The sequence below is a fragment of the Tildeniella sp. genome (assembly GCF_059505325.1).
The window spans coordinates 31716-44548 of record NZ_JCACKI010000023.1 but is presented as its reverse complement, the minus strand read 5'-3'; the positions used below and the strand labels follow the sequence as shown (position 1 = coordinate 44548).

Here is a 12833-nt window from a genome sequence, read left to right as displayed (position 1 = left end):
CTGACAGTCCACAGAAAATTTGTACGTTCAAAGTTAGGTCAGTAAGGCGTTTGCCTTTCACTAAGAAGCGGAGAGGTTGCTACATGACACAGTTTCAGGTCGAGTGCGTTGAGTCTAAAACGGAGCGGGATCAAAGCCAAAACAGCAGGTTTGTCATTGAACCGCTAGAGCGTGGACAAGGCATTACCTTGGGCAATGCTCTAAGGCGTGTGCTGCTTTCTAACTTAGAAGGAGCGGCGGTGACGGCGGTGCGAATCGCAGGCGTGAATCACGAGTTCGCTACGATTCCGGGTGTGCGTGAAGACGTTCTGGATATCTTGCTTAACATGAAGAAGATTGTCCTCAAGAGCTATTCATCCCAGCCTCAAATTGGTCGTCTGCTGGCACAGGGTCCTGCAACGGTCACAGCAGACCAGTTTGATCTCCCCTCTGAAGTAGAATTGGTCGATCCAAACCAGTATGTTGCCACCCTCTCAGCGGGTGCCACTTTAGAAATGGAGTTTAGGATCGAGCGCGGTAAGGGTTATCGCACGGTTGAAAGGGGTCGAGATGAGACAACAGCGCTAGACTTTCTTCAAATTGATTCACTCTTTATGCCAGTTCGCAAGGTGAATTACAGCGTGGAGGATGGCAGAAGCGGTGGTTTGATTGAGCGAGACCGCCTCATCATGGAAATCTCTACCAATGGTAGCCTGACACCTCAAGAGGCATTAAGCCAAGCAGCAGATATTCTGGTTGACTTGTTCAATCCTCTTAAGGAAATCACCTTTGAGCCGTCAGACGACGACGATGGCGATGAGGAAAATCCGGCGAACCAGATCCCGATCGAAGAACTCCAGCTTTCAGTTCGTGCCTACAACTGCTTGAAACGTGCTCAAATTAACTCAGTAGCAGATCTGTTGGACTACAGCCAAGAGGATTTGCTAGAAATCAAAAACTTTGGTCAAAAGTCGGCTGAAGAGGTCGTTGAAGCTTTACAGCAGCGTTTGGGCATCACGCTACCGCAGGAAAAATCCTCAAAACCCAGCTAGGAGCCAGCTCTCCCTCGCCCGAAAAGTCTCGCCAACGCATTTCTAACTTGTAACTTAAAAGTGAACTCTCATGCGTCATCGCTGTCGTGTCCCTCTACTTAGCAAGCCTGCTGATCAGCGCCGTGCCTTATTGCGGTCGTTAACTACAGAGCTGATTCGGAATGGTCGTATTAAAACGACCAAAACTCGCGCTCGGGCTGTTCGCTCTGAAGCTGATCGCATGATTACCCTTGCTAAAGATGGCTCCTTGGCGGCGCGTAGGCGAGCGTTGGGCTATTTGTTTGACAAGCAGTTGGTACATGCACTGTTTGAGCAAGCAGCCTCTCGCTATGGCGATCGCAATGGTGGCTATACCCGCATCATCCGTACTGTTCACCGTCGTGGCGACAACGCTGAGATGGCTATTATAGAGCTAACCTGATTTCATGCTGTCTTCTGCGACCCTGCCAAACCAACGAGTTGCCCTGGTAATTCAATACCTGGGTACGCACTTTCATGGCTGGCAGCGGCAACCGCAGCACCGAACCGTGCAGGAAGCGATCGAAACAGTCTTAGAGACAGTTTTAGAGCGTCCCATTCGGCTTCATGCGGCTGGTCGAACTGATTCTGGTGTTCATGCAGCCGCTCAGGTAGCGCACTTTGACGCTCCTGCTCACATACCCGCGTCTCGCTGGGCATCCATCCTTAATGCTCGTCTGCCCACAGACATTTTGATTCGTGCCTCAGCTACAGTCAGCCCGACTTGGCATGCCAGGTTTTCTGCGGTCTGGCGGCGCTATCGCTACACACTCTATACCGATCCTCTCCCTAATTTGTTTATTCGCCCTTTTGCGTGGCACTACTATTACGAGCCGCTTGACGAAGTGCTCATTCGAGAAGCGCTGTCCCCCTTAGTTGGGCGGCACCATCTAGCAGCGTTTCATCGTGCTGGCTCAGATCGACCGCATTCCTGGGTGGATGTGCAAGCGGCTGAATGTAAGCGCGACGGCTCCCTGGTCTATATTGAAATGCAGGCAAGTGGATTCCTTTATGGCATGATGCGTTTGCTAGTCGGCATGCTGGTACAGGTAGGACGTGGGGTACGATCGCCGATTAGCTTCACTGAGGTATGGGAAAAGGAACACCGAGAGCAGGTGAAATATGCCGCTCCAGCACAAGGGCTATGCCTGCTAAGGGTTGGGTACCCAGAGTTTCCGTTTCCGCCAGACGTTTGGTACGATACTCAACCAACATTTACCCTGTCGGCACTCCCTGAGCGATCGCTGGCGACTTAAAAATTTCCACTCCGGTGTTCGCCTTCACGTTTTGCCCATCATTCTTTCAAGTACACGAGACTGTTATGACCAAGACTTACCTCCCTCCCGTCGATTCGATCGAGCGCAACTGGTACCTCGTAGATGCCACTGATCAGCGTCTGGGTCGCCTCGCCAGTGAAATTGCTACTGTACTACGCGGCAAAAACAAGCCGACGTTTACGCCTCATCTCGATACGGGCGATTTTGTGATTGTCATCAATGCCGAAAAAATCGATGTTACTGGCAAAAAGCGCAGCCAGAAACTATATCGTCGCCATTCTGGTCGTCCTGGTGGGATGAAGACCGAAACCTTTGCCAAGCTTCAGGCACGTTTGCCTGAACGGATCATTGAGCAAGCCGTGAAAGGAATGTTACCTAAAAACACCCTGGGACGACAGCTTTTCACGAAGCTTAAGGTTTATGCGGGGTCTGATCATCCCCATGAGGCTCAGATGCCTCAAACTCTAGCCATTCATACCATTCCAGGAGGACAGCACTAATGCAAGCTATAGACCAAGGTCGAGTCGTATATTTAGGCACTGGACGGCGGAAGTCAGCCGTGGCGCGAGTGCGTTTGGTGCCGGGTAACGGTCAACTGACGATCAATGGCAAGCCTGGAGATCTCTATCTTCAGTTCAACGCTGAGTATTTGTCTTCTGCCAAAGCTCCACTGGAAACCTTGGGACTTGAGGGTGAGTATGACATTCTGGTGAATGCTCATGGGGGTGGTTTGACTGGGCAGGCGGATGCAGTGCGTTTAGGTGTGGCACGTGCGCTATGCCAGCTTGACCCTGATAATCGTAAGCCTTTGAAAATTGAAGGTTATTTGACCCGTGATCCACGTGCTAAAGAACGTAAGAAGTACGGCTTGCGCAAAGCGCGTAAAGCACCTCAGTTCTCGAAGCGATAGGCAGGCGATCGACGCTGGTTGTTAGCGCTTAGCACCGATAGAATTGAACGCTAGAATTAAACAAGAGACGGTAAGCTGGAGAGTTAACGATGCCTAAGCCTGATATTCATCCCAAGTGGTACCCTGACGCTAAAGTCTATTGCAACGGGGAAGTGGTGATGACCATTGGTTCCACAAAGCCTGAACTGCATGTCGATGTATGGTCAGGGAACCATCCATTTTATACAGGTACGCAAAAGATTATTGATACCGAAGGTCGGGTCGATCGCTTTTTACGCAAGTACGGCATGTTAGAAGGCGAAGATGCGGCAGAGGCACAGCCACAGAAGAAGAAAAAGCGGTAGAGGGGCTGATTTTAAGCTGCGGGTTAAGAGTTTGGATGAAGCGCTAGACGCCAATCTAAGTCTCAAATTTCAGCATTTTGAGTCGGTCACTTACTCTATGGTTTTCGTCGAGTTTTTCTTATGGCTGAAGCATACCTGTTGGATAAACTGCGATCGGTGGAGCAGACGTTTAACGAACTGACGCGTCGGTTGGCAGATCCTGACGTGGCAAAAGATCCTGGTGAATTTCAGCGGGTTGCAAAAACGCGATCGTCTTTGGAAGAGGTTGTCAACACCTTTGAGGACTGGAAGACGGCGCAGCAGTCGCTGACAGAAGCAAGGCAGATTCTGAAAGAAGCAGGGGGCGACTTAGAACTACAGGAAATGGCAGCCCTGGAGGCGGCAGAGTTGGAAGCAAAGTCTGTTGCTCTGGAAACGCAACTAAAAGTGCTGCTGCTACCGAGCGATCCAAATGATGACAGGAACATCATGTTGGAAATTCGTGCTGGTACAGGCGGCGACGAAGCAAGCATTTGGGCAGGTGATTTGGTGCGGATGTACTCGCGCTACGCTGAAACGCAACATTGGCGCGTTAAGCTGTTGAGCGAATCGCTGGCGGATATGGGCGGCTTCAAGGAAGCCATTCTGGAGATTCAGGGCGATCGCGTTTACAGCAAGCTCAAATTTGAAGCAGGGGTTCATCGAGTGCAGCGCGTTCCGGTGACAGAAGCGTCTGGTCGTGTCCACACGTCTACAGCAACCGTGGCAATTATGCCAGAAGTGGATGATGTGGAAATTCATATTGATCCAAAAGATATTGAATTAACCACGGCACGATCGGGCGGTGCTGGCGGGCAAAACGTCAACAAGGTCGAAACAGCCGTTGATTTGATGCACAAGCCAACTGGCATTCGGATTTTTTGCACGGAGGAGCGATCGCAACTCCAGAACCGTGAGCGTGCAATGCAAATCTTACGAGCAAAGCTCTACGAGCTGAAATTGCGAGAACAGCAAGAAGCCGTTACTTCCATGCGGCGATCGCAGGTTGGTACAGGGTCACGCTCCGAAAAGATTCGTACCTACAACTACAAAGACAATCGCATCACTGATCACCGTTTGGGACAGAATTTTTCGCTTGTCCCGGTGCTGGAAGGTGACATTGATGAAGTCATTCAAACCTGTATCTCTCAAGACCAGCAAGAGCGTCTAGAAGCTTTGGCAGCCGAGTCGAACGGGCAACCGTCAGCGGTCTAAAACATCTGCTTTTCAAGTAGTACGAAGCTCATAAAAGACAGCTTACAGCCACGATCGTTCAACGCTGCAAGCAACGATCGAGATGCCAAAGCCCTGCCTTCAGAACGCTTCACGAACGGCATGGTGCTAACACGCGCTTACACTGCGCCCTTCTGCACCGCACTACAGTACGCTGAGCTAAGAGGACGTTTGAAAAGTCCCGTTCTCTGTCACTTTGGCGACTAGAAGTCGCAACTACAGAGACAAAATCTGCCGTCGCAGGTTACAGAACCCTGGTTTTGCGGTAGTCCGCAACGGCGAACTTTGTTTACGTAGTCGCGGTTTTAACCGCCAGACACGTTTAAGCCACCCTCTAAGCCCATCTAGACATCATTCTGGTAGTTAGGCTCACTTTATACGCCTTACAGAATCAGTTTGACTCAGTAACCTTACGTAATAGCGGTTCAATTTTGAGCATAATCCAGGGAAAATACCGTACTTTAACGGTATTTTGCTCACTGTTTGTACAGCCTTGTGCAACGATTTGATCAGGCTGCATGAGCAAGATTTCTTAGAGAAAAATTAGTTCTGAACTAACTTCAACCACTCTAAAAATCACCCTTAGGGGTGTTACCCCCTTTTACGCTTACCAAAAACTTCATTACCTTTGAACTAAGAGAGCCAACGATCAAACTCAAGCACGTCGTCAGCTTTCTTGACCAAAACAGGCTTCAGATAACGCTTTGTGGATTCAGTTCCTATTAGATGAAGCAGAGTCTAAGCCATTTGGCTTAGATTTTCATCAGCTCTAAGAATCCGTTTAAGAAGTTTTCAAGTTTGCAAATCGTTTGCTTACTTTCGTCTTTTGGATCGAGCGTCCGTCTTTTTCATGCGCTCTCAATCTGTATCTTGAGTGTGCCCTGATGATGCCTTTTGATGGGTTGAACGTATGTATTGAATATTGCTGAAGACGGTTAGATACATCATTCAGCCTCATTACAAAAAACTTCGGGGAGGGTTACATAGTGTCACGCGATGCTTTAGTCGTTGGAATTAGTACGTATCAGTGGTTGCCCGGTTTAAGCGCACCCTCCCATGATGCTGAGGCGATCGCTCAGCGACTACAGGTGGATGGTGATTTTCGGGTCGCTCGGATGCCAGAGATTGTCCAGGCGGGACAATCCAGAATTGGCTTTAAAACTCAAGTGACTGTCGCGGATTTAGAAGGTGCGCTCGTCAAACTGTTTAAGCCAAAGGGAAACAATATTCCCCAAACAGCCTTATTTTACTTTTCGGGGCATGGGTTACAGAAAGATGCGGGTGTGCAAGAAGGATTTCTAGCAACCAGTGATGCGAATCCAAACACCAGCTTCTACGGACTGTCACTGTTTTGGCTGCGGCGGTTGTTGCAGGAAAGCCCCGTGCGGCAACGCATTGTGCTACTAGACTGCTGCCACAGTGGGGAGCTACTGAACTTTCTGGAAGCTGATCCGGGTGCTCGATCGGGCACCGATCGCCTGTTTATGGCGGCATCACGAGAATACGAAGCGGCTTACGAATCGATGATCGGTAAGTACAGCGTGTTTACGCAGGCGTTGTTAGATGGCTTAGATCCGACTCGCATGGCGAATGGCACCGTCACTAACTATGCGCTCACTGATTGGGTCAGTAATGCACTCAAACGAGAGCAGCAGCAGCCATTATTTGAAAATTCTGGTAGTGAAATTCTCCTCACACGCGGACAGGCTGCATCGGCAGTCATCAAAACAGAGCTTGCCCTGGATGTTTGCCCGTTTCGAGGGCTGGAGTTTTTTGATGAGGCACACGCCGAGTACTTTTTTGGGCGCGAAGATCTGACCGATCAACTGATTGAAAAGCTTAGAGTGGGGAATTTCGCTGCCGTTGTGGGGGCATCGGGCAGCGGCAAATCGTCGTTGGTTAGAGCTGGCTTAATCCACACCTTGCGACAGGGCAAAAAGTTTTCGGGGAGCGATCGCTGGCGGATCCAACTGATTAGCCCCACCGATCAACCGCTCAAAAGTCTGGCAACTGCCTTCGTTAACCCCAAGGATTCGGCGATCGATCGGGCAGAGCAATTAAGGCGCGCCGAAATGCTACTCCGAGATGGCGGCACGGGACTGTCTCATCTGGTACGCGCCAGCCTGATGTCTGCGAAGCATGGCAGAAATTCTCGACTGTTGCTAATCATTGACCAGTTTGAGGAGGTCTTCACGCTGTGCCAGGGGGTGCAAGCAGAACGCGATCGACAAAGTTTTTTCAACAGTCTTATCACTGCTCTCCGCGAAATTGGCGATTGCTTCAGCGTTGTCATTGTGCTTCGAGCCGATTTTTTTGGCAAATACTCTCTCTACAACGGTTTAGCAGAGCAAATTGAGCAACATCTGGTAACGGTAACACCCCTCACCTATGACCAGATCAAAGCCTCCATCCTAAAGCCTGCTGCTAAAGCAGGTCTCGTCTGTGAACCCAATCTGATTTACAACATCTTGCTGGATGTTGTGGGCGCACCGGGAGAACTGCCGCTGTTGCAGTACACATTGCTTGAACTATGGCGGCAGCGGCAAATCGACCCTCATGATGGAACCGCTCATTTGACACTGGATGCTTACAACGAGCTGGGTGGCGTTCGTGGCACGCTACAGAAACGGGCAAATGACCTTTTTTATAGCCTCACCCACGAAGAGCAACGGGTTGCCAAGCGAGTTTTTATTGCGTTGACGCAGATTGGCGACGGTACTGAGGATACCCGCCGTCGCATTTCCAAAACCGAACTTGTTAGTCCCTGGTTTCCAGCCGAGTTGATTGAGCGAGTGCTGGAAAAATTGGTCACAGCAAAATTGGTCGTCACCAATCGTGTTAGCTCCAGTTGCAATCGGCAGGAGCGGGCTGTGCAAGGGCTTGCCAATGTCTCTACAGCCTTACGCCTTGCCCAGATGCGCCAGGGAAAGTGCTTACAGCAACCCTCTGAGTTTAATCAAGCCCCAATCTTATTGGCAGATAGTGCCAATTGCAGCATCGCTGGCATTATACGGCGATCGACGCATGAGCTAGCTGAATATGCAACGGCTCAGTTCAGCAGCGATTACCAAGAAACGGTAGATGTTGCCCACGAAGCGCTGATTCGGAATTGGTCGCTGCTGCGAACCTGGCTAGACGAAAATCGGGAGTTGCTTCAGCGACAGCGCCGGATTGAGCATGCTGCTAAGGAGTGGGCTGCTTGGGAACAGTCACGTTCGCCCGAATATTTGCTGCATGGCGATCGGCTGATAGAGGCTGAGGACTACTTGATCGCCTATCCTGACGAACTGTCAGCGCTGGCACAACGGTATATCGTGATTAGCCGTGAGGAAAACCGACGTGCACAGAAAGAGCGACGGCTGCTACAACTGGCTGTGCCCTGTACGCTGTTAGTGGCGCTGGTGGTCACATTTAGTCAGTATCGAGCCGTTGTCAACAGTCAGGCAGAGAAGGAATATCAACTGCAAATTGCCACATCCAGACAGCAAGCTGCCGTGGCTCAAGCGATCTTACAAGAGCCAGAAAGTGATCCGACGACTGCGTTACTGATTAGCCGTTTTGCTGCCGAAAAAGGTGGCTACACCTACGAAGCTCAGGCAAGCCTGCGATCGGCACTGCAAAAACTGCGGCTGCAAGCCAATTTGCAGGGACATCAAGGAGCCGTCCACCAGATCACTTTTAGCCCGAATCAACGGCAACTTGCGACGGCTGGCGCTGATGGCACCGTGCGACTTTGGTCACTCACAACGCAAACAGTGGAGAAGATTCTGGCTTGGCGTGATGAGAGCAATCAATCTTTAACCGCTGAGCGAACGACGACCGATGACTCTCAACGGGCAACGCCGATCGTCGCGATCGCGTTCAGCCCAAACGGTCAGCAACTGGCGGCGATCGCCCAAAACTCTGCTGATGTTCAGGTTTGGTCAGTTGAATCTGGCAAACGTCTATTGACGCTCAGCGGCTTGAAAGCACCTGTGCGGCACTTGAGCTTTAGCCCCAACGGCAACTGGATCGCCGCCAGCGCAGGCAAGGAAGTAAGAGTTTGGGCTGTGGCTAGTGGACAATCACACGCTAGTCTTCGGCACGCTGCTCCTGTCAACAGTCTGGTTTTCAACCCTGACAACCGAGAACTATTAACAGCTAGCGGTACTGTGGCTCAACTTTGGCAGGTGCGTGATGGGCGCATGAGTAACGGGCAGAGTCGTAAGGTTCTGCGTCATGCAAAATTGGTTAATAGCGCCACCTTTAGCCCGGATGGGCAGTCGATCGCGACTGCATGTGATGACGGCATCGTGCGTCTTTGGCAACGCAGCACCGGGCAGCTACGCCGCGCTCTGGCTGCTGAAGCGATCCCCAGTCAGCGTAGCCGCCGAAAACAAGGGCTTGGGCAGGCATCACAACCGCTGAAGCAGGTTTTGTTTAGCCCGAATGGGCAATTTCTTGCTGCTGCTGCTGTCAGTCGCATTCAGTTGTGGAATATTAAGACGGGTCAACTATGGCATCAGCTAGAGCATAACGATACGTTGAGCACCCGCGCTCAGCCTGAACAAGATGTAGTACAACCGAATCCATCACTCAGCAGCATTGCTTTCAGTCCAGACAGTCGTCAGCTAGTTATGGCTGACCATCAATGGGGAGAGGATCAGCCGCTTGAGGCTGCGCGGCTGTGGGATGTACAGACTGGGGCACTGGTCGGTAGTTTGAAGGGGCACTCAGGCGCGATCGAGGCAGTTCAGTTCAGCGGCAATGGCTCTTTGATTGCTACTGCCAGTACAGACGGTTCTGCGCGGTTGTGGTCAACAGCAATGGGCAGCGAATTTCCCATGCTGAAACCAGGCAGCGGGCAAATACAGTGGGCAGCCTTTCGAGGTGCGCTCCAAACCTTACCGACCAATCAGCCTCGATCGTTGACAGCAATGTCGCGTGCTAATCTCTCACAGACGGCGAAAGCAGCGCCTGAGGGGTTTGGGGGCATAGTGACTCTTGCGATCGATGGTACCGTGCACACCTGGAACCCAACTAAGCCAATGGTGAGCGCAGACAATGCTACTCACGTCGCGTCTGTGATGCCAAAGCAATCCTGGTTTTCGGCGCGCTTAACAGGAATCAACGCTTTCAATGTCCTGAGTGTCTTAGGAGCGGCGATCGAGCCAGCGCTCAAGGATCTGCAACCAGCGCCGCTAGGGGCAACGTTAGTCCCTACCCGATCGCTGCCCAGAACAACGGCTGTCTCTACACTCTCAACAGCAAATTCAGTACGGCTGTTACGTGATGTTACTTCGGCAACCGATGGTCAAACACGATCAGGCAGAACGGAGGCTCCTCGCACACCCGAACGTCTCATAAGCAAGCGACCCTTTAGCAGTAAGCTGACGGGCGTTGCTTTTAGCCCCAATACACCATTAGTCGCTACCGCTACTGCCCAAGGCACAGTAGACCTTTGGCAAATTCAGCCAGATCAGTCACTTGTGCCTGTGCGCCGTCTGGATGACAGCAATCCTCTTTCTTTCACAACCCATCAAACTAACCATCATCGTCTTGAGCCTATGCGTCAGCTTGCTTTCAGCCCTGATGGTAAAACGCTTTTAGGTGTGGGCGATCGCATCATTTATCTCTGGGCTGTGCCCTCTGGCAAGCTGGTACAGAGCTTGAGCGGTCACGAAGCAAGCATTGAGCAGGCACAGTTTAGTGCAGACAGCCAGCGTGTGGTGAGTGCTAGTCGCGATCGCACAGCGCGACTCTGGCAGGTGGCTTCCGGTCAACTGCTCACCACGTTCTACCACCGCGATGTTGTCAGCAGTGCCCACTTTAGCCCTGATGGACAGTTAGTGGCGATCGCGAGTTGGGACGGCACGGCTAGAGTGCTGGATGCAGCAACAGGCGCGTCTCGTGTGATTATGGCGGGGCATCAAGGCGCAGTGCTGGATGCAGAGTTTAGTCCTGATGCCGCCACCTTAGTAACTGCCAGTGCCGATGGCACCGTGCGCTTGTGGGATGCCAAGACAGGTACAGAACAGGCACTACTACGCTCTGCGGCACCCGGTGCCAACCAAGAACAAATGCAGCAGGCATTTTTCAGCCCTGACGGTCGCTACGTTGCCAGCCTCAGCAAAAGTGGAGACGTTCACCTTTGGGCAGCAACGTGGGAAGAACTGCTGCGCCTCGCCCGCGATCGTAGCCTGCGGCAGCTTAAACCAGAAGAATGCCTGCGCTATCTACGTTTGTCGCCCAACGCATGTCCATCGCTGGAAAAGAACGGTGAGGGGTGAACGTGCTACCAGCAAGCAATCTGAAAAATCAGGTGAACTGATCAAAAAGGGCACGTTGCGAATGAACGCACGTACCCATCAAACCCTTTTGGTGACTACCAAGTTTTAGCTACGCGTTTCAACTTCCTGTTTCTGCACCTCAGCCGTAGACGGTTGCGGTTGATCCTCTAAAACCGTATCGGGAACTGGTTTCTGAACTGATTCGTCAGGTTTCATCCATTCAGTGTGGAACACGCCTTCTTTATCAGTACGCAGATAGGTATGAGCGCCGAAGTAATCGCGTTGTGCCTGAGTGAGATTTTGCGGTAGGTTAGCACGGCGGTAGCTGTCAAAGTAGTCCAGCGAGGCGCTAAAGGCAGGTACGGCGATGCCCAGTTTGGCGGCTGTAGCCACGACTTCCCGCCAAGCATCCTGCTTGTCCAAAATCGTTTGCTTGAACTCAGGAGCCAGCAGTAAGTTCGGCAATGCTGGATTCTCGTCAAAGGCGTGCTTGATTTTATTCAAGAAGCCTGCCCGAATGATGCAACCACCTTTCCAGATGCGGGCACATTCACCCAGGTCTAACTCAAACCCGTAGGTCTCTGATGCCTTGCTGAGTAGTGCCATACCCTGAGCATACGAGCACATTTTGGAGCAATAGAGAGCATCTCGCACTTTCGTGATGAAGGCGGCTGTGTCCCCATCAAATTTGGCGATCGGTCCTGGTAGAACCTCAGCCGCTGCCAACCGCTCAGCCTTGTAAGACGACATAATCCGGGCAGTCACGGCTGCAATAATCGTTGGAATAGCAACCCCAATTTCTAACGAATCGGTGACAGTCCAGCGTCCAGTGCCCTTCTGCCCCGCCGCATCCAGAATCAGATCGACCAGCGGTAAGCCTGTGTCAGTGTCAATCTTCTTAAAGACATCAGCCGTAATTTCAATCAAGTAAGAGTTGAGTTCGGGCGTGTTGTTCCAGTCGGTGAAAATCTCATGCAGTTTTGCGGCATCAAGACCTAAGACGCTCCTGAGGAGGTCATACGCTTCGGCGATCAACTGCATATCGCCATACTCAATGCCGTTATGTACCATCTTGACGTAGTGACCAGCGCCACCGGGACCAATATAGGTCACGCAAGGACCATCATCGACTTGAGCCGCGATTTTAGTCAGAATTGGTTCCAGGTATTGGTATGCCTGCTTTGTGCCACCGGGCATCATGCTAGGACCGTTGAGCGCTCCTTCTTCGCCGCCGCTGACTCCCATTCCGATAAAGGTAAATTTGGCTGACTCCAGATCTTTAGCACGGCGCTCTGTATCCGTGAATAGAGAATTGCCACCATCGATTAAGATATCGCCTTCATCCAGGAGCGGTTTGAGTTGCTCGATCGTGGCATCGACAGGTGCGCCTGCCTTAACCATGATCAAGATCTTGCGAGGGCGTTCTAAGGCAGCTACAAATTCCTCTAACGAGTAAGCCGCAACAACATTTTTACCTGTTGCCCGTTCTGCCATAAAGGCATCTGTTTTTTCACGACTACGGTTATAAACGGCGATAGGAAACCCATTACGCTCGACGTTGAGCGCCAGGTTTTCGCCCATTACCGCTAGACCAATTACACCAAAGCTTTGTGCCATAAGATTCTCTGCTTAATTCTGCAAGTGCTTGGGCATTCCAATCCCCTTTAGGGTAGCCTGAAGCTCCTAAGTTAGCTTGGAAGATAATCTTAAGCTGTGCTGTATTGCACTTTAAT

Annotated in this window: 9 protein-coding genes; 8 read left to right on the top strand and 1 reads right to left on the bottom strand. The window is 51.4% G+C overall.

Annotated features, from left to right (window positions below; genetic code table 11):
* Positions 1–83: 83 nt before the first annotated feature.
* The 8 genes from AC5JO6_RS09730 (at position 84) to AC5JO6_RS09695 (ending at position 11100) form a co-directional block, all read left to right on the top strand.
* The gene (locus AC5JO6_RS09730; RefSeq protein WP_496080864.1) at positions 84–1031 is read left to right on the top strand and encodes a DNA-directed RNA polymerase subunit alpha; all 948 of its coding nucleotides are present in this window, start codon (positions 84–86) and stop codon (positions 1029–1031) included.
* A gap of 70 nt (positions 1032–1101) precedes the next feature.
* Positions 1102–1452, top strand: coding sequence for a 50S ribosomal protein L17 (gene rplQ / locus AC5JO6_RS09725; protein WP_496080863.1), 351 nt, complete (start codon positions 1102–1104; stop codon positions 1450–1452).
* A gap of 4 nt (positions 1453–1456) precedes the next feature.
* Entirely contained in the window at positions 1457–2305 is an 849-nt protein-coding gene (gene truA / locus AC5JO6_RS09720; RefSeq protein ID WP_496080862.1) for a tRNA pseudouridine(38-40) synthase TruA, read from the top strand.
* 65 nt (positions 2306–2370) lie between these two features.
* Complete coding sequence (gene rplM, locus AC5JO6_RS09715; RefSeq protein ID WP_496080861.1) at positions 2371–2826, top strand: 50S ribosomal protein L13; 456 nt, start codon at positions 2371–2373, stop codon at positions 2824–2826.
* Positions 2826–3236, top strand: a complete 411-nt coding sequence (rpsI, locus tag AC5JO6_RS09710) for a 30S ribosomal protein S9 (RefSeq protein WP_496080860.1) — start codon at positions 2826–2828, stop codon at positions 3234–3236. Before rplM ends, rpsI begins: the two co-directional genes overlap by 1 nt.
* Positions 3237–3325: 89 nt before the next feature.
* A complete protein-coding gene (rpmE, locus tag AC5JO6_RS09705) occupies positions 3326–3580 on the top strand; it encodes a 50S ribosomal protein L31 (RefSeq protein WP_496080859.1) in 255 nt (84 codons plus the stop codon).
* Between the two features lie 120 nt (positions 3581–3700).
* A complete protein-coding gene (gene prfA, locus AC5JO6_RS09700; RefSeq protein ID WP_496080858.1) occupies positions 3701–4813 on the top strand; it encodes a peptide chain release factor 1 in 1113 nt (370 codons plus the stop codon).
* Positions 4814–5817: 1004 nt separating this feature from the next.
* Positions 5818–11100: an nSTAND1 domain-containing NTPase gene (locus AC5JO6_RS09695; RefSeq protein WP_496080857.1), complete on the top strand. Its 5283-nt coding sequence runs from the start codon at positions 5818–5820 to the stop codon at positions 11098–11100.
* A gap of 105 nt (positions 11101–11205) precedes the next feature.
* On the opposite strand, the gene gnd is transcribed toward AC5JO6_RS09695, so the two are convergent.
* Positions 11206–12717, bottom strand: a complete 1512-nt coding sequence (gene gnd, locus AC5JO6_RS09690; protein WP_496080856.1) for an NADP-dependent phosphogluconate dehydrogenase — start codon at positions 12715–12717, stop codon at positions 11206–11208.
* Positions 12718–12833: the final 116 nt, after the last annotated feature.

Coding starts and splice junctions, on each gene's coding strand:
- rplQ (WP_496080863.1), top strand. CDS start 1,102: ATGCGTCATCGCTGTCGTGTCCCTCTACTTAGCAAGCCTGCTGATCAG.
- gnd (WP_496080856.1), bottom strand. CDS start 12,717: ATGGCACAAAGCTTTGGTGTAATTGGTCTAGCGGTAATGGGCGAAAAC.
- rpsI (WP_496080860.1), top strand. CDS start 2,826: ATGCAAGCTATAGACCAAGGTCGAGTCGTATATTTAGGCACTGGACGG.
- rplM (WP_496080861.1), top strand. CDS start 2,371: ATGACCAAGACTTACCTCCCTCCCGTCGATTCGATCGAGCGCAACTGG.
- truA (WP_496080862.1), top strand. CDS start 1,457: ATGCTGTCTTCTGCGACCCTGCCAAACCAACGAGTTGCCCTGGTAATT.
- prfA (WP_496080858.1), top strand. CDS start 3,701: ATGGCTGAAGCATACCTGTTGGATAAACTGCGATCGGTGGAGCAGACG.
- rpmE (WP_496080859.1), top strand. CDS start 3,326: ATGCCTAAGCCTGATATTCATCCCAAGTGGTACCCTGACGCTAAAGTC.
- AC5JO6_RS09730 (WP_496080864.1), top strand. CDS start 84: ATGACACAGTTTCAGGTCGAGTGCGTTGAGTCTAAAACGGAGCGGGAT.